The following is an 18,527-nucleotide window of genomic DNA, read 5'->3' as shown; positions in this document are numbered from 1 at the left end:
GCGAGAATGATAACGCCGCGGCAAGGACGAATACAGATTCAGAAAAATTGAATTGGAACCATAACAGTTATAAAATAACAAAACTGTTATGGTCGCTTTTTCCGGAAATTGTACCGATGGCGACCCTCATATCTGTCAGCGAGGCCCAAGCATGAGCGACGAACCCCTGTACCAGCAGTTGGTCAACGAATGGATCACCCTGATCCAGACCGGGGTGGTGCAACCCGGCGAACGGCTGCCCTCGGTGCGCAAGGCCTGCGAGATGCACAAGGTCAGCCCGTCCACCATCCTGCTGACCTACCGCACGCTGGAGGACCGCGGCCTGATCGAGGCGCGGCCGCAGTCCGGCTTCTACGTCAAATCCGCCGCCACCCTGCCGCTGCCGCGCATGCGCCGGCAAAGCGCCGCCCACCACGCCGGCGAAGTGGTGGACCAGATCGAGGCGGTGATGACGGCGCAAACCCGAGAGGACTTCATCGATCTGTCGCTGGCCAGCCCGCGCGGCAGCGACTTCTACCCCACCACCCGCTTCAAGCACATCATGGGGCGGCTGCTGCGCCAGCACCCGGAGCTGACCACCGACTACCCGTTCCCGCCCGGCTCGGAGCGGCTGCGCCGCCAGATCGCCCAGCGCGCGGTCAGCTGGGGCTGCGTGCTGGCCGCCGAGGACCTGGTGATCACCAACGGCTGCACCGAGGCGCTGCAACTGGCGCTGCGCGCCTGCTGCAAGCCGGGCGACACCGTGGGTCTGGAATCGCCCACTTATTTCGCGCTGCTGCCCACGCTGAAGAACCTGGGCCTGAGCGTGATCGAGATTCCCACCCACCCGGCCAACGGCCTGTCGCTGGACGCGCTGGAGCTGCTGCTGTCGGAAAAGCGGCTGAACGCCATCGTGGCCATGCCCACGGTGCACAACCCGCTGGGCTGCACCATGCCGGCCGAGGCCAAGCAAAGACTGGCGGCCTTGGTCAACGAGCATCAGGTGCCGCTGATCGAGGACGTGCCGCACGCCGACCTGCATTACGACGGCGCCACTCCGGACGCGGTCAAGGCCTACGATCGGGACGGCTGGGTGCTGCTGTGCTCCAGCTACAGCAAGACGCTGGCGCCGGGCTTTCGCATCGGCTGGATCGCGCCCGGGCGCTTTTTGCGCGAAGTGACGCGGCTGAAGTTCGCCAGTTCGCTGGCCCAGCCGCGGCTATTGGAGGAAACGCTGGCGGAATACCTGGAAACCGGCGGCTACGACCACCACCTGCGGCTGATACGCCGCCATTTCATGAGCCAGATGGAGCGGCTGCGCGGCACCGTCGCCAGTTGTTTTCCGGCGCAGACGCGAGCCACCTCGCCGTCCGGCGGCTGCCTGCTGTGGGTGGAGCTGCCCAGCGGGGTGGACACCATGACCTTGTTCCAGACGGCGCTGGCCGAGCGCATCACCGTCGCGCCCGGCACGCTGTACTCGGCCAAGGGCCGCTACCGCAATTGCGTGCGGCTGTCCTGCTGCTATCCGTGGAACCCGGCGTACGAACGCGCCTTGCGGCGCGTTGGGGAATTGGCGGGGGAAATGGCCGACTGAATCAGGCCGGACGGCCGCTACGCGGCGGCTGGCCGCGCACGGCGGCGCGCGAAGAGGCCGGCGCCGAAGACGGCGCGACCGCCGGCGCGTGCTGCGGCGCGGACGCGGGCGGCGTCGCCTGGGCCGGCAACGGGCCGCCCGGCTCGCGGCCGGCCGGTTCGCGCGCGAACTGGGTGTCGTCCGCCTTGCCCGGCGACAGCCAGCGCACCGCGGACAGATCGCCGTCCACCTTGGCCTTGGCCACGTCCTTGCAGGTCAGGCACACCGGCACGCCCTTGCGCGCCTTCAAGGCCTGGTCCACCCGCGCGCCGAACACCACCGCGGACTTCTGCTTCTGCCAGGCCAGCAGCGTTTCCGCCAGCATCGGGAAAGAGGGATCGTCCTGCTTGTAGTGGTTGCGGTAAGCGGTCAGCCACAGTTCGCCGGCGGCGTCCTGGTTCAGCAACACGGTCTGATAAGCCACCGTGACCGCGTCGCCTCGGACCACGGTTTTGGACAGCGACAGGGCGTCGTCGTTTTTCATCCGCACGCAGCCGTGGCTGCGGAAGCCCGGCACCGAGCCGGGCGCGTTGGTGCCGTGGAAGCCCAGGCCCAGCTTGGCCTCGCCGAAACGGATGAACACCGGGCCCAGCGGGTTCTTGGGCCCAGGCGGCACCACGGTCTGCACTTCCTTGCCGCTGCGGCGCATTTCTTCCTGAATGGAGCGCGGCACATGCCAGGCCGGCGCCTTGTAGATGCCGGTGATGTCGAAGCTGCCGGTCGGGGTCTGGGTCAGCATCTTGCCCACCGCCACCGGGTAGATTTTGGACAGCCTGCCGTCCTGGTACTGGAACAGCCGCGCCTGCGGCAGATTCAACACCAGATGCAGGCCCGCGGGGTTGACCTGCACATCAGGCTCGGGAATCACCGCCGCGCCGACCAACGGCGTCACGCCAAGCCCAAGCCACCCCAACAGCCCAACACATCGCTTCAACATACCGCACCATATCTAAAATCACTATTGTTCGATTCTAACAGAAAGCGTGGGAAAGCAAGATTCTGACTATTACCAAGCCCTCCGCCCCGCCCGACCGCCGCTAATATTGTCGGTTTTACGCCAGCATAGCCGGCTTTGGCTCAAAGTTCCGGCCAATGCGCCAAGACCCAGGCCGCCGCGTACAAACGGGCGTGGGCCATCAGGCGGAGCCAAGCGCGCGCGCCCTACCCTGCAGGCTGAACAGCACCAGGCAGGCAGTCGCAGTCGGCTCGGCCTCGGCCACCGACAAAAAACCCCTGCGCGCCGGCGGATAATTTGAGAAAATCGCCGCTTTCCGTTTGATTTTCCAAGCAACACCATGACGCACAAACAGACTATCGCCCAGGTCGAGTCGCTGGACCACGAAGGCCGGGGAGTCGCCCACGTCGATGGCAAGACCATTTTCATCGACGGCGCGCTGCCTTATGAAACCGTGGTCTACAGCGCCTATCGCAAGAAGTCTTCCTACGAAAACGCCAACACCAGCCAGGTGCTGAAGGAAAGCTTTCTGCGCACGCAGCCGCGCTGTCCGCATTACGGCACCTGCGGCGGCTGTTCGATGCAGCATGTGGAGTTCAGCGCCCAGGTGGCGGTCAAGCAAAGGGTGCTGGAAGACAATCTGGCCCGCATCGGCCGGGTCAAGCCGCAACAGGTGCTGACCCCCATCGCCGGCCCGGCCTGGCACTACCGCCACCGCGCGCGGATGTCGGCGCGGCTGGTGGAGAAAAAGGGCGGCGTGCTGGTGGGCTTCCACGAGAAGCGCTCCACCTACATCACCGATATGCGCGAGTGCCACATCCTGCCGCGCCATATCTCGGACCTGATCGTGCCGCTGCGCGAGATGATCTACAAACTGTCGATCAACAACCGCATGCCCCAGGTGGAGCTGGCGGTGGGCGACAAGGTGGACATCCTGGTGTTCCGCAATATGGAAGCCATCAACGACGCCGACCACGCCTTGTTGCGCGCCTTCTCCGACGCCCACGGCAGCAAGGAGCGGCCGCTGCAAATGTGGTTGCAGCCCAAGGGGCCGGACACCTGTTATCCGGTCTACCCGCTGGACGCGCCCAAGCTGACTTACAGCTTGCCGGAATACCGCGTGGAAATGCCCTACTACCCCACCGAGTTCACCCAGGTGAACCCCGAAATCAATGCGGTGATGGTGGCGCGCGCGCTAAAATTCCTGGACCCGCAGCCGGGCGAGCGCATCGCCGACATGTTCTGCGGCATCGGCAACTTCACCCTGCCCATCGCCCGCTCCGGCGCCAGCGTGCACGGCATGGAGGGCAGCCAGCCCCTGGTCAAGCGCGCGGTGGAAAACGCCACCCACAACGGCTTGCAGGACCAGGTCAGCTATGAAATGGCCAATCTGTTCGACGTCACAGAGGAATCCTTCGCCGCGCTCGGCCGCTTCGACAAGATGCTGGTGGACCCGCCGCGCGACGGCGCGGTGCAGCTGTTGAAGGCCATCACCGAAGACACCGCGCCCAAGCGCATCGTCTACGTGTCCTGTAACCCGGCCACGCTGGCGCGCGACGCCAATGTGCTGGTGCACACCAAGGGCTACACGCTGAAGGCGGCCGGCATCATCAATATGTTCCCGCACACCGCCCACGTGGAATCCGTGGCCTGGTTCGAAAAGACCGGCCCGTGCAAGAGCCGCAGCGAAATCGCCGTGATCGAAGCCGCCGAAGAAGCCGAACGCGAAGCGGTCAAGGCGGCGCAGCGCGCCGAAGCGGCGGCGGAAGCCGCCAAGAAGGAGCGGGAACTGGCGGAAAAGGCCGCGGCCAAGCAAGCGCGCCGCGATTATTATTTCGCCGAGCAAGCGCGCCGCGAAGCGGAACAGCAAGCGCAGTAGACCCGTATGCGACAAGCCTCCGGCCATGGCCGGGGGCTTTATTTTTGCCGTCGCCGCGCAGCTTGTTTGATCAAACCGGCTGGTTTGCGATGGCGGATAAGCGCACAGTGGCGGGCGAATGCGTTTTACATGGAATCCTCGATAGCTTCATGTCAAAATTCGCCGTTCGCCTAATCAACAATACCAAGCACACACAGCGGGCACGCCCGCCAAACGTCGCCGCTCCTGCCTGAAGGGCGGCCCATCAAGGCAATAAACATGCACATATTTCAATTCGTCTTCGGACTGCTGGTTGTCTTCCTGCTGACCCAATTGGTGGCGCGCGACCGCAAGAACATCAAGATCCGCTACGTGCTGCAACTGGTGGCGGTGGAACTGGCGCTGGCCTATTTCCTGCTGCACTCCAGCTACGGCCTGACCCTGGTGGGCGGCGTGGCCGGCGTGTTCGACAAGCTGATGAGCTACGCCGGCGAAGGCACCAACTTCGTGTTCGGCGGCCTGCTCAACCAGGGCGAGTTCAGCTTCTTCCTCAAGGTGCTGATGCCCATCGTCTACATCTCGGTGCTGATCGGCATCCTGCAGCACATCCGCGTGCTGCCCTGGGTGATACGCGGCATAGGCTGGGTGCTGGCCAAGATCAGCGGCATGGGCAAGATCGAATCCTTCAACGCCGTCGGCTCCATGATCGTCGGCCAGTCCGAGAACTTCATCGCCTACAAGAACATCATCGGCAGCTTCTCGGAAAAGCGCATGTACACGCTGGCCGCCACCGCGATGTCCACGGTGTCGATGTCCATCGTCGGCTCCTATATGCAGATCATCCAGCCGCGCTACGTGGTCACCGCGCTGATCCTCAACCTGTTCAGCACCTTCATCGTGCTGTCGCTGATCAACCCCTACGACGCCAGCCAGGACGACGACGAGCTGATCAGCGCCGAAGCCGCCCACCGCATGTCCTTCTTCGAAATGCTGGGCGACTACATCATGGCCGGCTTCAAGATCGCCGTGATCGTCGGCGCGATGCTGATCGGCTTCATCGCGCTGATCACCACCGTCAACCACATCTTCGATGCCATCTTTGGCGTCAACTTCCAGTACGTGCTGGGCTATGTGTTCTACCCGCTGGCCTGGCTGATGGGCATCCCGGCCGCCGACATCATGCCGGCCAGCAGCATCATGGCCACCAAACTGGTGACCAATGAATTCGTGGCGATGATGGAACTGAAAAAGCTCACCTCCCAGTTGTCGGAATACACCATAGGCGTGATCTCCATCTTCCTGGTGTCCTTCGCCAACTTCAGCTCCATCGGCATCATCGCCGGCGCGGTCAAGGGCCTGGACGAGGAGCGCGGCAATATGGTGTCCCGCTTCGGCCTGAAACTGGTGTACGGCTCCACCCTGGTCAGCATCCTGTCGGCGCTGATCGGCGGCCTGGTGCTGTAAAAGCCTCTACGCCCCTCCCGCCAACGGGCCCGGCCGCTGCCGGGCCTTTTTCATGCCTCCGCTCAAGCCACCTTGTCGAGAAAAATCAGCTTGATCGGTTCCGCCAGCAATTCGTCGAAGCGCTGTTCGAAAGCCTGGAAATAAGGCGCGGCCAAGTGCTCGTCCAGCGCGGAACGGCTGACGAAAGCTTCCCGCATGTAAAAGCTGCCCGGCTCGTCCTTGAGCTCGAACAGGGTGTAATCGAGATTGCCCGCCTCGCGGCGGGTAGGTTCGACCAAGGCGGTCAGCGCCGCGCGAAGCGCTTCGCGCTGGCCGGGCCTGGCCTTGAGCACGGCGATGCTGATCAGGGGCGATGTCGTCATGACGTGGTTTCTCCGTAGTTGAAATGATGAATCGGCGGCGGCGCGCTTGCCGACGCCTCAGGCGGCCAGTATGGCGACGCCGCTCGCGGCCAAACAGGCCGGGCGCGCGCAGACTCTTTCAATCCGCGTTTGAAAACGCCGCGCCGCGCGCCGCACCATAAAAAAACCCGGCTCAGCCGGGTTTCCTTCTTGATTGCAAACAGCCTCACACCTTGGGCCAGGCGATGGGCCGGTAATCCGGCAAGCCGTCCTTGAACGGCGGAATCCGCTCGCCCTCCATCAAGGGCCGCACATAGTCGAGGAAGGCCGGCGTCACGCTGAAGCCGTCGGCGCCGATGAATTCCGGCGGCAGCCGCTTCTCCTGATCGCCCACCACCGCCAGCGGCACTTCCACCACGTCCCAGCAATAGGGATGGTTCTGGACGCGCTTGATGCCGGCCATCACCCCGCTCTTGCCGGCCAGCAGCCACTCCACCGCCCGCTCGCCCATGATGTAGGCCTGACGCACGTCCATGCTGGATCCCAGATGGCCGCCGGCGCGCTGCAGATAATCCACCTGCGCCACGTGCGCGGAAATGCCGCGTTCGCGCAGCAGCAGCTGGGCGATCCAGTGGCCGGCGCCGCCCAGTTGCTCGTGGCCGTAGACTTCGGACTTCTTGGCTTCGGCGACGAAGCGGCCGTCGGCGTCGGTAATGCCCTCCGCCACCGCGATCGCGCATTGGCCGAAGCGCGCCAGCCTGTCGTCCACCGCGGCGAGGAAGCGCTCGGCGTCGAAGGCCACTTCCGGCAGCAGCAGCAAATGCGGCGCTTCGCGCTCGTTGCGCGCCGCCGCCGCGCAAGCCGCAGCCAGCCAGCCGGTGTGGCGGCCCATGGTTTCCATGATGAAGACCCGGCCCCAGCCCATGCTGGTCATGTCCAGGCCCACCTCGCGCATCGCGCTGGCCAGGAATTTGGCGGAGGAGCCGTAGCCGGGGCTGTTGTCGGTGCCCACCAGGTCGTTGTCTATGGTCTTGGGAATGCCCACCACCTTGAGCGGATAAGCCATATGGCGTTCGAACTCCGCCAGCCTTTCGGCGCAGCCCAACGAACCGTTGCCGCCGTTGACCAGCAGATAATGGATGTCGTGCCGGGCCAGCACTTCGCGCAGCCGTCTCCAGTCGTCGCCGGCCTCGGCGAAGCCGCCTATCATGCGCCGGCTGACGCCGAAGCTGCCGCCGGGCATGAAGGCCAGTTGGGCGATGGCCTCGTCCGACACCGCGTCGGTGTCGCACAAGCGGTCCTCCAGCAAGCCGGCCAGACCGTCGAAAGCGCCGTACATCGACAGGCCGCGCTTGCGCGCGGTTTCAATCGCGCCCTGCGCGGAAGCGTTCAACACCGCAGTCGGGCCGCCCGACTGCAAATATACGGCACGGGGTTTGGACATCATCGCCACCTGGAGAAATGGAGAATCAAACGGCGCGGCGCGCGGCCGGGCCGGGAATACCACAAACATACCACTGGCCGGAAAGCCGCCTCAAGCCGGACGGCGCCGCCATTCCCCATTTCCTTGACCGGCGGCAAATCCGCGCGCAAGTTGCCGCCGCGCTACAGCCGGCCTTGGCCCGCCTAATCCCAGCGCGGGCTGAACTCCGGATTGGCCAACCGTTCGCCGCGCTCCAGACCGGCGATGGCCTCCATGTCATCCTCGCTCAAGCTGAGCGTTTCCGCCGTCAGGTTGGCGGCCAGATTAGCGCGCCGAGTGGACGACGGGATCACCGACAACCCCTGGCGCAGCAGCCAGGCCAGCGCCACCTGTGCCGGGCTGGCCTGATGGCGCGCGGCGATCCGCTGCAACAGCGGCTCCGCCATCACCTTGCCGTAAGCCAGCGGCATATAGGCGGTGACCGGCACCCCCTGTTCGCGGCAGAAGTCCAGCAACTTGCGGTTTTGCAGGAAGGGATGCGCCTCCACCTGCTGGCTGGCGATCTCCCCCGGCCCCAAGGCCGCCAGCGCCTGGCGCAGATGGGCGATGGTGAAATTGGACACGCCTATCCGCCGCGTCAGCCCCTGCTGCCGGGCCTCGGCCAGCGCCTCCATGTATTCCGCCACCGGCAGCGCGTCGCCGGGCGACGGCCAATGGATCAGCGTCATGTCCACCTGTTCCACGCCCAACAGCTCCAGGCTGCGGCGCAGGCTGTCCGCCAGACGCTCCCGGCCCAGGTTCTCGGTCCAGATCTTGGTGGTGACGAAGACCTGCTCGCGCGGCAGCCCGCTCCGGCGCAAGGCCAGGCCCACCTCGGCCTCGTTGCCGTAGATCTGCGCGGTGTCGATGTGGCGATAACCCAACTCCAGCCCGGTCAACACCGAGTCCACCACCTGCTGTCCTTCCAGACGGAAGGTTCCCAAACCAATTTTCGGCATATCCATGAATGAACTTCCTTTCCGTTGCGCGCCCCGCGGCGCTGCGTGTTTCAAGTCTTGATCCTGCGGTCAAACCGGCTGCGAACACAGCGCCGGCGTCCGCGCCGCGCGGCGGTCCAGCGCGCCGGACCAGGTGGTCAAGGCCAAGGCCGCCAGCACCACCAGCGCGCCTATCCAAGGCGTGGCCAGCAAACCCAGCTCCGCCACCACCCAGCCGCCGGCCCAGGCGCCGCCGGCGATGCCGACGTTGAAGGCGGCGATGTTCAGGCCGGAGGCCACGTTCACCGCTTGCGGCGCGTCGCGTTCCGCCTGCCGCACCACATAGAGCTGCAAACCGGCCACATTGCCGAAGGCCACCGCGCCCCAGGCCAGCACCGTGGCCACCACCCAGGCCGGCGACGGCGCGGTGAAGGTCAGCGCCAGCAACACCAGCGCCAGCAAGGCGAAGATGATCTGCAAGGCGCGCACCGGCCCCTTGCGGTCCGCCAGACGGCCGCCCCAGATATTGCCCGCCGCCACCGACACGCCGTACACCAGCATCACCAGCCCCACCCGCGACGGCGCGAAGCCGCTGACCTGCTCCAGCAGCGGCGCCAGATAGGTGAAGGCGATGAAAGAACCGCCGTAGCCCAGGGCCGTCATCGCGTACACCAGCAACAGCCGCGGCCGTTTCAGCACCGCCAGCTGCGCGGCCAGCGAGGCCGGCGGCGGCTGCGGGATGTCCGCGGGCACCAGCAGCAGGCTGCCGACCAAGGCCAGCACGCCCAGCGCCGAAACCGCCAGGAAAGTGGCCTGCCAACCCAGGGTCTGGCCGATGAAGGTGCCCAGCGGCACCCCGGTCACCAGCGCCACCGTGAGGCCGCTGAACATCAGCGCGATGGCGCTGGCCGCCTTGTCCTTGCTCACCAGGCCGGTGGCGATGGTAGAGCCTATGGAAAAGAACACCCCGTGCGCCAGGCCGGTGAGCACCCGCGCCGCCATCAGCGCCTGGTAGCCCGGCGCCTGCCAGGCCACCAGATTGCCCAGGGTGAACAAGGCCATCAGCGCCAGCAGCAAGGGTTTGCGCGGCACGCGGCCGGTCAGCGCGGTCAACAGCGGCGCGCCCACCGCCACGCCCAGCGCGTACAGGCTGACCAGCAGGCCGGCGGACGGCAGCGACACCCCCAGGCCGGCGGCTATGGTGGGAATCAGGCCCACGATGACGAATTCGGTGGTGCCAATGGCGAAGGCGCTCAAGGTCAGCGCCCATAAGGCAAGCGGCATGATGTTCTCCCAAAGAAAAGCCGAATCGGGCCCGCCCTTGCGGGCCAAACGAATAAGGCCGCATTCTCCGCGCTTGCCAGCCGCGGAAAAATCCGCTTCACTGACAAAAACTTTTGCTCAGGAGTCAATAATGCTGCCAATGGAGGCATTGATTGCGTTTGTCTCAGTCATAGACGCCGGCTCCTTCTCCGCCGCCGCGGAACGGCTGAACCAAACCCCGTCCGGCATCAGCCGCAGCGTCAGCCGCTTGGAAAAACAACTGGGCGTGGCGCTGATCACCCGCACCACCCGCCGGCTGGACCTGACGGCGGAAGGCCGCTGGCTGCTGGAGCGCGCGCGGCGCATCCTGGCCGAGCTGCAGGACACCGAGGCCCAGCTGGCCGCCAGCCTGGCCCAGCCCAGCGGCCTGCTGCGCGTCAACGCCGCCACCCCCATCCTCACCCGGCTGATCGCGCCGCTGGCCGCCGGCTTCCTGGAGCGCCATCCGCTGGTGCGGCTGGAGCTGGTGGGCGCGGAAGGCATCGTCGACCTGATAGAAGAGCGCGCCGACGTCGCCATCCGCGTCGGCATGGGCGCGCTGGCGGACTCCAGCCTCAGCGCCCGGCGCCTGGGCGACAGCCGCATCCGCCTGGTGGCCTCGCCGGACTATCTGCGCCACCGCGGCGCGCCGGACGACGTCGACGCGCTGGCGCGGCACCGGCTGCTGGGCTTCACCGCGCCGGAAACGCTCAATCAATGGCCGCTGCGCCACCGCGGCGGCAACGGCCTGGCCATCCAGCCCGCGCTCGCCGCCTCCAGCGGCGAAACCTTGCTGCATCTGGCGCTGAACGGCGCCGGCATCGCCTGCCTCAACGACCTGCTCACCGCCGAAGACCTGCGCAGCGGCCGCCTGCTGCCGGTGCTGGACGCCGTCAGCCTGCCGTGGAGCCAGACCATCTGGGCGGTGTTCTACAAACAGGGCGCGCTGGCGCCGCGCGTCGGCGCCTGGGTGGACTACCTGGCCGCGGAACTGGGCCAGAGGCTGGACCGGCCGCCGGAGGGACAAAAAACCCCGCGGCCATCATGAAACTCAGGAACTGAATTAATTTTCCGCTTACAAAAACAATGAGATAGACAAATTTCGGCGGCCGCCGCCCGCTCGCGCCATGACCACCCTGCCCCCAAAGCTCACCGCCGCCGTCGACGGCGTCGCCATGGAATACATCGCCGTCGGCGACGCGACCCCGCCCATCGTGCTGATCAACGACGCCGGCGCGCCGATGGAAAGCTGGTACAAAGTGCTGCCGGGACTGGAGGCGCTCAGCGGCGTGTTCGCCTACAACCGCTGCGGCATCGGCAACAGCGGCAACGCCCGCGAGGCGCAGACCGGCGCCGCGATGATGGAAACCCTGCGCGCGCTGCTGTTCAAGGCGGACCTGGCCCCGCCCTATGTGCTGGTGGCCCACGCGCTGGGCGGCCTGATCGCCAATCTGTTCGCCCGCAGCTACGCCGGCGAAGTGGCCGCCGTGGTGCTGCTGGACGCCGTCGCGCCGGAAGACATCAGCGCGCTGGACGCGCGGCAAGGCCGGCTGGGCCAGTTGCTGCGCCGGGCGCTGGACCTGGCCCAGGACCGGGACACCCTGAACGAAACCGGCCACTTGCGCCGCAGCGCGGAGCAGATCGCCGAAGCGCCGCCCTTCCCCGACATCCCGCTGTTCGTGATCAGCGGCGGCGCGCCGGGCCTGGCCTGGCTCACCTCCAAAGCGGTGCAGGACGCCCGCGCCGAAGGCCAGCGCCGCTTGGCGGCGCTGTCGCCGCGCGGCCGCCACCTCGTCGCCGCCCGCAGCGGCCACTTTCCGCAATTCTCCGAACCGGAACAGGTCGTCTCCGCGGTGCGCGACGCGCTGGCCGCCTCCGCCGCTCGCTAAGAGCCTGTTCAAAGTCTCGCGAGCAAGGGCGAGACAAGGCGAAAACGACCGAAAAAGCGGAATGTACGGTTGGTACATGAGCATTTTGAGGGTGTTTTCAACGCGGTATCGCCGAAGCGCAGCAGATTGTAAACAGGTTCTAAAGGCCGCGCCGCGGCCGTCCTCCCGTCACAAACGCTTGAAGTAATAGGCGGTGGGGTGCAGGCGGCCGTCCGGGCTGGCGGCGTAGTCCGGAATCTCCCCGCTCTTGCTCCAGCCCAGCTTGCGGTAGACCGCTTCCGCGCCGGAGCCGGCCTCGGTGTCCAGCACCAGCAGCCGTATGCCCTGTTTATGTGCATGATCCTCCAAGGCCGCCATCAATCGGCGCGCCACGCCGCGGCCGCGGCAGGCCGAATGCACCAGCAGCTTCTGCACCTCGGCGCGGTGGCGGCCGTTGCCGCGCTGGCAGGGCGCCAGCTGCACGCAACCCAGCAAGGCACCGTCCTCTTCCGCCAGCCATAATTGCAGGCCCGCGCCCAGCAAGGCGTCCACCTGCGCCCAATAAGCGGCGGCCTCTGCCTCCGGCAAGGGCGCGAGAAAGCCCACCGAGGCGCCGCCGGCGACGCAGTCGGCCAACAAGGCGCTCAGGCGCGAATAATCGCCGGCCGCCAGCGCCGGCGCCATTCTGATCGTGCTCATCTTTTCTTTCCCCGTTGAACGCCGCGCAAAGGCCGCGGCGACGAGCGGAGGCAAGCAGTTTTCATGCCGGGGCGCGGCGCGGCAAACCTGCTAGTCTGGAAAAAACCCTATCGGACGTTGTCATGATTTGGTCCCCGCTTCGCCTGGCGCTGATCTGCTGCGCCGTTCTCGCCGCGCCCCGTCTCGCCGCCGCGCCGCCGCCGACGCGGGAGGTGGTGCTGGCCAGCGGCGAGTGGCCGCCCTATCTGTCCGCCAAGCTGCCGCAGCAGGGCTATGCCTCCCATATCGTCAGCGAGGCCTTCCGCCTGGCCGGGATCTCGGTGCGCTACCGGCATTTCCCCTGGGCGCGGGCCGAGGCCATGGTGCGCAGCGGCGAGATCGCCGGCTCGGTGGTGTGGTCGATCACGCCGGAGCGCGAGCGGTTCGCGCTGTTCAGCCTGCCGGTGGTGGTGGACGAGGAAGTGGCGTTTCACCTGGCCAAGCGCCCGCTCTCCCCGGCGGCGCTGCCGGACTTGTACGGCCTGCGCATGGCCACGCCCAACGGCTCCAAGCTGGGCGTGTGGGGCGAGGCGGTGCGCGCCGGCCATATCCGCAACGACAGCACCCAGGACATAGAAAGCGGCATGCGCCAGTTGCTGGCGGAGCGCATAGACTTTTTCCCGCTGGTCAAATCGGTGGGGCAGTCCTTGCTGCGCCGGCGTTTCACCCCGGAACAGCGCGCCGCCATCGTCTACGCGCCCAAGGTGTGGGAGCGCAACGAATACCGGCTGATGCTGAGCCGGGCGCAGCCGCAAAGCCAGTGGCTGCTGGACCGCTTCAACGAAGGCCTGGTCCGCTTCAAGAACAGCGCCCAGTACCGGCGGATGGAACGGGACTTCGAGGACGGCGCCTACGATCAATGAGCGTCCGGCCGCTCCAGGCTCACATGCGCTGAAACAGATGGGCGTAGCTGCGGCTGACTTCCAGCGGCTCAGGATAGCCGCGCAATTGCAGCAGCAGGCCGCGCTGGCCGTCGTCGCGCTTGATCTGTTCGATGGCGTCCACCCGCACCAGAGTGGAACGGTGGATCTGCCAGAATTCGTCCGGGTCCAGCGCCTGCAACAGCTCTTTGATCGGCATGCGGATCAAGGCTTCGCAGCCGACAGTCTGCACCCGGGTGTATTTTTCGTCGGATTGAAAAAACAGCACTTCGCCGGTGCTGATCATGCGCAGGCTATTGCCCACCGAGGCCTTGATCCAGCGCAGATAGTCCGGCCGCGCCAGTTGACGGCTCAGCTGCTGCAAGGAGGCCTGCCAATGCGACGGCAGCGCCAGCTGCCGCTGCTCCCAGCGCTGGCGCGTGCGCGACAGCCGCTCGTCCTCCACCGGCTTGAGCAGATAATCCACCGCGCCTTCCTCGAAGGCCTTGATCGCGTACTGATCGTAGGCGGTGACGAACACCACCGGGCACAGGCCGTCCATCTCCATCGCGGCGGCGATGCCGTTCTGCACCGGCATGGTGATGTCGAGGAAGGCCAGGTCCGGCCGGTGTTCGCGCACCAGCTCCACCGCCTCGGCGCCGTCGTGGGCCTCCGCCACTATCCGCAACTCCGGCCACACCCGCTGCAAGGCCATGCGCAGCTGCTCGCGCATCAGGCGCTCGTCGTCGGCGATCACCGCGCTCAATTTGCTCATTTATCCACTGTCCTGTTCTGGCCGGCCGCTCACACCAGCGCGAACGGCAGGCCTATGGTGGCGCGGGTGCCACCTTCCGGCAACACTTCCAGCAACAGCTGGGCGCGCTCGCCGTGCAGCATGGCCAGACGCTCGCGGATATTGCTCAGGCCCAGGCCCTGCCCCGGCTGCTCCGGAAAACCGACGCCGCTGTCGCTGACCGCCACCAGCAGCTCGCCGGTCAGCACCTTGGCGCCGATGACGATCTCGCCGCCCTCGGCCTTGGGCTCCAGCCCGTGCTTGATGGCGTTTTCCACCAGGGTTTGCAGCATCATCACCGGAAAGCGCGCGTCCAGCAGCGACTCCGGCACCTCCAGCCGCACCCGCAGCCTGTCCTCCATGCGCAGCTGCATGATGTCGAGATAAGCGCGCGACAATTCCAGCTGCTGGCCCAGGCTGGTTTCCGCCGGCGACTCCCGCCACTCCGGCAGCGAGGAGCGCAGGTAGCGGATCAACGCCTTCTGCATCAGCAAGGCGCGCTCCGGCGCGGTTTCCATCAACTGGCACACCGAAGACAAGGTGTTGAACAGGAAGTGCGGCTCGATCTGCGCCTGCAGCGCCCCCATCCGCGCCTCCGCCAGCTGGCGTTGCAGCGCCTCCACCTCGGCCAGCTCCTCGGCCTGCTGGCTGCGGACCACCGCCGCGTCGGCGCGCTGGTCCGCCCGGCGCTTGCCGCCGGCCACGATCTTGACGATGCAGACGGTCACGCCCAGGAAGAAGGCCAGCACCGGCACTCCGATGATGCCGCCCATGATCAGGCCCAGGAAGCAGATCAGCAGCAGCCGCCCCCAGCCGACGATGGCCAGCCAGTCGAAAAACAGCCACCAGTAGATGGAGGCCTTGTGGCTGACGAGGTCAATGCCCGCCAGCGCCTCCGCATGTTTTTGCCTATCCATGATACGCTCCCCGGTCTTGCTTCATTTCTTCCTCGGTCCTCTCCGTCAGCGCCGCCGGCCGCGACGGCTTCGGCGCGACGCAGGCCTTGACCAGGAAGGACATCAGTATCAAAAAAACCACCGCGCCGCTCAAGGCCAGCACGCCGCTCAAAATCAGGGCCAGCAGCGAAACCAGCGCCAGCCGCCCCCAGCCGAGGCCGGCCAGCCAGTCTACATAAAGCCGCCAGTAAATGGCGATCTTGTGCTTGACGCCGTTCAGTCCGTCCAAGGCTTCCGCGTGTTTTTCCCGGTCCATGTCTAGCTCCTCGTGATGCGTTGTGGTTGACGCTGCTCACTGTAGCCAACGGCCAAAACGGCCGACAGCGGCTTGCGACGAAACGCACAGGGCGATGGACGAAACGGCCGAGAGAGCGACGAACGGGCGACGTTTTGACGCCGCCTGTCCAATTTACAAATCCAGCTCCCGCTCCAGCGCGCCCATCTCCCGCCGCCATTGCTGCTGCAACAGCGGCTTCTGATGCTTGGGCTTGCGCGCCAGATCCGCGCTCAGCAGCGCCTCCAGCTGATACAAGCGCTCCAGCTGCCGCTCCGCGCCGCTCGCCGCGGGCGTGTCGCCGGCGGCAAGCGTCGGCTCGGCCGCGGCCGAGACGGCCGGCGGAGTGAACAGCTGGGCGTAGGCGCTGGCGGCGTCCGGCCACTCGCGCAGCCGGCCGTCGTCGAGCACCCAGAAGCGGTTGCACGATTGCTCGATCAGTTCGCGGTCGTGCGAGACCAGCAGGAAGCCGCCGGCGAAACCGGCCAGTTCTTCCGCCAGCTCGCGCTTGCCGTCCAGATCCAGATGGTTGGTGGGCTCGTCCAGCCACAACAGGTGATAGCTGGCCAGCGACAAGGCCAGGAACAGCAGCCGCGCGCGCTCGCCGCCGCTGAGGGTGGCCACGGTCTGGCCGTGGCGCGCATAGGCGAAGCCGGCGGCAATCAGCGCCTGGCGCCGTTCCGCGTCGCTGAGCGGCGCGAACGGATACAGCGCGTCCGACAAGGAGGCGAGGTCGTCCAACTGACGCAGCGACTGATCGTAATAAGCGATGCGCGCCGCCGGATGCGGCCGCCAGCCCTCGCCGGCCTCGCCCTGCCGCCAGTCCTGCCAGCACTGGCGCAGCAAGGAGGACTTGCCGGCGCCGTTGGCGCCGAGCAGGGCGACTTTGTCGCCGCTGCGCAGGCTCAGCTCGTCGGCCTCGAACAAGACCGGCAGGCCCGGCGCGGCGCGCACTTGCAAGCCTTCGAAGGCTTGCAGCCGGTCCGCCGCCAACGCTTGGCCCTGCAGCCGCAAACGCCACGGGCTGCCGCGGCTGACGAAGGCTTGCTCCTCCTTCAGCCGCTCCACCCGCTTCTGCATGGACTTGGCCTTGCGCACCAGTTTTTCATTGTCGTGCTCGCGGCCCCAGATCGCCAGGCGCTTGCTGCTGGCGTTCAGGCGGTCTATCTCCTTCTGCTCGCCGGCGTGGCGCGCGCGCGCGGCGGCGTCGGCCTCCGCCAGCGCGGCCCGCGCCCGGCTGCACGGCAATTCGAAGCGGTACAAGCGCTGGTCGCGCAGCATCCAGCTGTGCGAAGTCACCGCGTCCAGCAGCCGCGCGTCGTGGGACACCAGGATGAAGCCGCCCTGCCAGCGGCGCAGGAAGTCCTCCAGCCACAGCAGGGACGGCAGGTCCAGGTGGTTGCTGGGTTCGTCCAGCAGCAGCAGATTGGGCTGGCGCAGCACCGCCCGCCCCAGCAGCAGCCGGGTGTGCTGGCCGCCGCTGAGGCTGGCCGCCGGGGTGTCGGCCGCGGCCGTCAGCTCCAGTTCGTCCAGCAGGCTGTCCACCCGCCAGCTCTGCTCCGGCTGGCGGTCCACCGCCTCCAGCAGCGCCGCTCGCGCGCTCAGAACCGCCAGCCGCGGCGGCAGATGTTGCTCCACGTATTGCAGCCGGCACAGGCCGGCGTATTGCACCGCGCCGGCGTTGGCTTCGCGCTGGCCGGCCAGCACGTCGAGCAGGCTGCTCTTGCCGCAGCCGTTATGGCCCAGCAGGCCGATGCGGTCGCCCAGTTTTACGGTAAAGGAAAGGTCCTGAAACAGCGGGCCGTGGCCGGCGTCCAGTTGCAGGGATTGCGCGGAAATCAGGGTTGTCATGCTCTTGCTCTCGTTTTTTCGGGACGTGACGGTCCCTGTCAACAGGAGCGCTGGCGACAACGTGGGAGTCGGCTAAAGACTCGGCGAGTGAAACTCGAAGTGAAGAGTGGCTTTGCTCCGACCCGGTTATCGCAGCGCGATGGAACTCGGGCAAGAGCCGGCAAATGCGCTAAACAAGCGGGCCAACATTTCTGGGCGCGCAAACTGAAGCATATTTACCTCCTTTCTTTCATGGTGGTGCGGAGCGCCTTGCAAAGCCGGCGCGTTCCGCGTCGCCGCCTCGCCAAGAGGAGACGGCCTCTCTTTATCCATGACGGATACAGGCTTGCAGTGTAAACCATGCGCCGCCGCGCGCGCCAGCCGCCCGCAAGCCCCTCCCGCCCCCCATTTCCCGCAATACGGGAATGAAAAGCAAGAATTTGCGATGAATTACCGCCAGATGGGAAACCCGGCTTTTTAGCGGCGGTCGCAACAGATAAGGTTAGAAAATCCTAATAAGGACCGGATATGACCACCCTCAGCTCTTCCTCCGATCGCCTGTTGCAAACCCTGCAACTGGTGGCGGCCTCGCCCCAGCCGCTGAGCGCCAAGGACATGGCGCGGCGGCTGGCCTTGCCACCGTCCACGCTCTATCGCCAGCTGACCCACTTGAGCCAGTGGGGCCTGCTGCAGGCGGGCGAGGACGGCGCCTATCACGCCGGCCCGCTGGGCCTGCAACTGGCGATGGGGTTTCAGCAGCACAACACGCTGGCGGCGCAGGCGCGCCCGGAGATGCAGCGGCTGGCGCGGCTGAGCAATGAAACCGTGGCCTTGATGGTGGCCACCCGCCAGCAGGTGATTTGCATCGAAATGATGGAAAGCCAGCAGGCGCTGCGCTGCGCCTTCGCCGCCGGCAAGGGGCAGCCGCTGGCGCGCGGCGCGTCGGCGCTGGCCTTGCTGGCCTTCATGCCGGCCGCGCAAAGCCAGGCCACCCTGGACAGCATGCTGCCGCCGGAGGAGCACGAGGCCATGCGCCAGACCCTGGCCGAGGTGCGCCGCCAAGGCTACGCCACCAGCGACAGCGCCATCGATCCCGGCATCTGGGGCGTCAGCGCCCCCTTGCTGCAAGGCCGGCGCAAACTGCTGGGCGCCCTGACGCTGATGGCGCCCTCCGGCCGCGCCCAACGCAGCGCCCTGCTGGTGGAGCAAACCCGCCAGGCCGCGCGCAAGATCAGCGCTTACCTGGGCTGCGACTGAGCGGCCCGACACTGAAAGA

General features: G+C 66.5%; 17 protein-coding genes. 7 read left to right on the top strand and 10 right to left on the bottom strand.

Annotated features, from left to right (window positions below; genetic code table 11):
* Positions 1-151: 151 nt before the first annotated feature.
* Positions 152-1,573 carry a PLP-dependent aminotransferase family protein gene (locus VK98_RS06785; protein WP_048413322.1) on the top strand — a complete coding sequence of 474 codons (1,422 nt, stop codon included), beginning with the start codon at positions 152-154 and terminating at the stop codon, positions 1,571-1,573.
* 1 nt (position 1,574) lies between these two features.
* Here VK98_RS06785 and VK98_RS06780 read toward each other — a convergent pair whose 3' ends face one another.
* The gene (locus tag VK98_RS06780) at positions 1,575-2,504 is read right to left on the bottom strand and encodes a L,D-transpeptidase (protein WP_048413321.1); all 930 of its coding nucleotides are present in this window, start codon (positions 2,502-2,504) and stop codon (positions 1,575-1,577) included.
* A 403-nt stretch (positions 2,505-2,907) separates the two neighbouring features.
* Here VK98_RS06780 and rlmD point away from each other — a divergent pair, with 403 nt between their 5' ends.
* Together rlmD and VK98_RS06770 are read left to right on the top strand one after the other, a co-directional pair.
* The gene (rlmD, locus tag VK98_RS06775) at positions 2,908-4,446 is read left to right on the top strand and encodes a 23S rRNA (uracil(1939)-C(5))-methyltransferase RlmD (RefSeq protein ID WP_048413320.1); all 1,539 of its coding nucleotides are present in this window, start codon (positions 2,908-2,910) and stop codon (positions 4,444-4,446) included.
* A gap of 258 nt (positions 4,447-4,704) precedes the next feature.
* Positions 4,705-5,889, top strand: coding sequence for a NupC/NupG family nucleoside CNT transporter (locus VK98_RS06770; protein ID WP_048413319.1), 1,185 nt, complete (start codon positions 4,705-4,707; stop codon positions 5,887-5,889).
* A gap of 62 nt (positions 5,890-5,951) precedes the next feature.
* On the opposite strand, the gene VK98_RS06765 is transcribed toward VK98_RS06770, so the two are convergent.
* The 4 genes from VK98_RS06765 to VK98_RS06750 form a co-directional block, all read right to left on the bottom strand.
* A complete protein-coding gene (locus VK98_RS06765; protein ID WP_048413318.1) occupies positions 5,952-6,251 on the bottom strand; it encodes a putative quinol monooxygenase in 300 nt (99 codons plus the stop codon).
* Positions 6,252-6,456: 205 nt separating this feature from the next.
* Entirely contained in the window at positions 6,457-7,674 is a 1,218-nt protein-coding gene (locus tag VK98_RS06760; protein ID WP_082158808.1) for a 6-phosphofructokinase, read from the bottom strand.
* A gap of 182 nt (positions 7,675-7,856) precedes the next feature.
* A complete protein-coding gene (gene dkgB, locus VK98_RS06755) occupies positions 7,857-8,657 on the bottom strand; it encodes a 2,5-didehydrogluconate reductase DkgB (RefSeq protein ID WP_048413317.1) in 801 nt (266 codons plus the stop codon).
* A gap of 63 nt (positions 8,658-8,720) precedes the next feature.
* Positions 8,721-9,914: an MFS transporter gene (locus VK98_RS06750; protein ID WP_048413316.1), complete on the bottom strand. Its 1,194-nt coding sequence runs from the start codon at positions 9,912-9,914 to the stop codon at positions 8,721-8,723.
* 130 nt (positions 9,915-10,044) lie between these two features.
* Here VK98_RS06750 and VK98_RS06745 point away from each other — a divergent pair, with 130 nt between their 5' ends.
* Positions 10,045-10,980, top strand: coding sequence for a LysR family transcriptional regulator (locus tag VK98_RS06745; RefSeq protein WP_048413315.1), 936 nt, complete (start codon positions 10,045-10,047; stop codon positions 10,978-10,980).
* A 79-nt stretch (positions 10,981-11,059) separates the two neighbouring features.
* Entirely contained in the window at positions 11,060-11,821 is a 762-nt protein-coding gene (locus VK98_RS06740; protein WP_048413314.1) for an alpha/beta fold hydrolase, read from the top strand.
* Between the two features lie 168 nt (positions 11,822-11,989).
* Here VK98_RS06740 and VK98_RS06735 read toward each other — a convergent pair whose 3' ends face one another.
* Positions 11,990-12,499 carry a GNAT family N-acetyltransferase gene (locus tag VK98_RS06735; protein WP_048413313.1) on the bottom strand — a complete coding sequence of 170 codons (510 nt, stop codon included), beginning with the start codon at positions 12,497-12,499 and terminating at the stop codon, positions 11,990-11,992.
* Between the two features lie 122 nt (positions 12,500-12,621).
* On the opposite strand from VK98_RS06735, the gene VK98_RS06730 reads away from it, so the two are divergent.
* Positions 12,622-13,401: an ABC transporter substrate-binding protein gene (locus VK98_RS06730; protein WP_053077269.1), complete on the top strand. Its 780-nt coding sequence runs from the start codon at positions 12,622-12,624 to the stop codon at positions 13,399-13,401.
* Positions 13,402-13,420: 19 nt separating this feature from the next.
* On the opposite strand, the gene VK98_RS06725 is transcribed toward VK98_RS06730, so the two are convergent.
* The 4 genes from VK98_RS06725 to VK98_RS06710 form a co-directional block, all read right to left on the bottom strand.
* The gene (locus tag VK98_RS06725) at positions 13,421-14,173 is read right to left on the bottom strand and encodes a LytTR family DNA-binding domain-containing protein (RefSeq protein WP_048413312.1); all 753 of its coding nucleotides are present in this window, start codon (positions 14,171-14,173) and stop codon (positions 13,421-13,423) included.
* Between the two features lie 29 nt (positions 14,174-14,202).
* Positions 14,203-15,108, bottom strand: a complete 906-nt coding sequence (locus VK98_RS06720) for a sensor histidine kinase (protein WP_048413311.1) — start codon at positions 15,106-15,108, stop codon at positions 14,203-14,205.
* Positions 15,101-15,403: a hypothetical protein gene (locus VK98_RS06715; protein ID WP_048413310.1), complete on the bottom strand. Its 303-nt coding sequence runs from the start codon at positions 15,401-15,403 to the stop codon at positions 15,101-15,103. Before VK98_RS06715 ends, VK98_RS06720 begins: the two co-directional genes overlap by 8 nt.
* 153 nt (positions 15,404-15,556) lie before the next feature.
* Positions 15,557-17,272: an ABC-F family ATP-binding cassette domain-containing protein gene (locus VK98_RS06710; protein ID WP_048413309.1), complete on the bottom strand. Its 1,716-nt coding sequence runs from the start codon at positions 17,270-17,272 to the stop codon at positions 15,557-15,559.
* Between the two features lie 507 nt (positions 17,273-17,779).
* Between VK98_RS06710 and VK98_RS06705 the strand changes: the two genes are divergently transcribed.
* Entirely contained in the window at positions 17,780-18,508 is a 729-nt protein-coding gene (locus VK98_RS06705) for an IclR family transcriptional regulator (protein WP_048413308.1), read from the top strand.
* The last annotated feature ends 19 nt before the right edge of the window (positions 18,509-18,527 follow it).

Origin of the sequence: Chromobacterium sp. LK11, from assembly GCF_001043705.1 — a bacterium.
Classification (GTDB): Bacteria; Pseudomonadota; Gammaproteobacteria; order Burkholderiales; family Chromobacteriaceae; genus Chromobacterium; species Chromobacterium alkanivorans.
This window is presented reverse-complemented; position numbering and strand designations above follow the sequence as displayed.

Coding starts and splice junctions, on each gene's coding strand:
- VK98_RS06785 (WP_048413322.1), top strand. CDS start 152: ATGAGCGACGAACCCCTGTACCAGCAGTTGGTCAACGAATGGATCACC.
- rlmD (WP_048413320.1), top strand. CDS start 2,908: ATGACGCACAAACAGACTATCGCCCAGGTCGAGTCGCTGGACCACGAA.
- VK98_RS06770 (WP_048413319.1), top strand. CDS start 4,705: ATGCACATATTTCAATTCGTCTTCGGACTGCTGGTTGTCTTCCTGCTG.
- VK98_RS06765 (WP_048413318.1), bottom strand. CDS start 6,251: ATGACGACATCGCCCCTGATCAGCATCGCCGTGCTCAAGGCCAGGCCC.
- VK98_RS06760 (WP_082158808.1), bottom strand. CDS start 7,674: ATGTCCAAACCCCGTGCCGTATATTTGCAGTCGGGCGGCCCGACTGCG.
- dkgB (WP_048413317.1), bottom strand. CDS start 8,657: ATGGATATGCCGAAAATTGGTTTGGGAACCTTCCGTCTGGAAGGACAG.
- VK98_RS06750 (WP_048413316.1), bottom strand. CDS start 9,914: ATGCCGCTTGCCTTATGGGCGCTGACCTTGAGCGCCTTCGCCATTGGC.
- VK98_RS06745 (WP_048413315.1), top strand. CDS start 10,045: ATGCTGCCAATGGAGGCATTGATTGCGTTTGTCTCAGTCATAGACGCC.
- VK98_RS06740 (WP_048413314.1), top strand. CDS start 11,060: ATGACCACCCTGCCCCCAAAGCTCACCGCCGCCGTCGACGGCGTCGCC.
- VK98_RS06735 (WP_048413313.1), bottom strand. CDS start 12,499: ATGAGCACGATCAGAATGGCGCCGGCGCTGGCGGCCGGCGATTATTCG.
- VK98_RS06730 (WP_053077269.1), top strand. CDS start 12,622: ATGATTTGGTCCCCGCTTCGCCTGGCGCTGATCTGCTGCGCCGTTCTC.
- VK98_RS06725 (WP_048413312.1), bottom strand. CDS start 14,173: ATGAGCAAATTGAGCGCGGTGATCGCCGACGACGAGCGCCTGATGCGC.
- VK98_RS06720 (WP_048413311.1), bottom strand. CDS start 15,108: ATGGATAGGCAAAAACATGCGGAGGCGCTGGCGGGCATTGACCTCGTC.
- VK98_RS06715 (WP_048413310.1), bottom strand. CDS start 15,403: ATGGACCGGGAAAAACACGCGGAAGCCTTGGACGGACTGAACGGCGTC.
- VK98_RS06710 (WP_048413309.1), bottom strand. CDS start 17,272: ATGACAACCCTGATTTCCGCGCAATCCCTGCAACTGGACGCCGGCCAC.
- VK98_RS06705 (WP_048413308.1), top strand. CDS start 17,780: ATGACCACCCTCAGCTCTTCCTCCGATCGCCTGTTGCAAACCCTGCAA.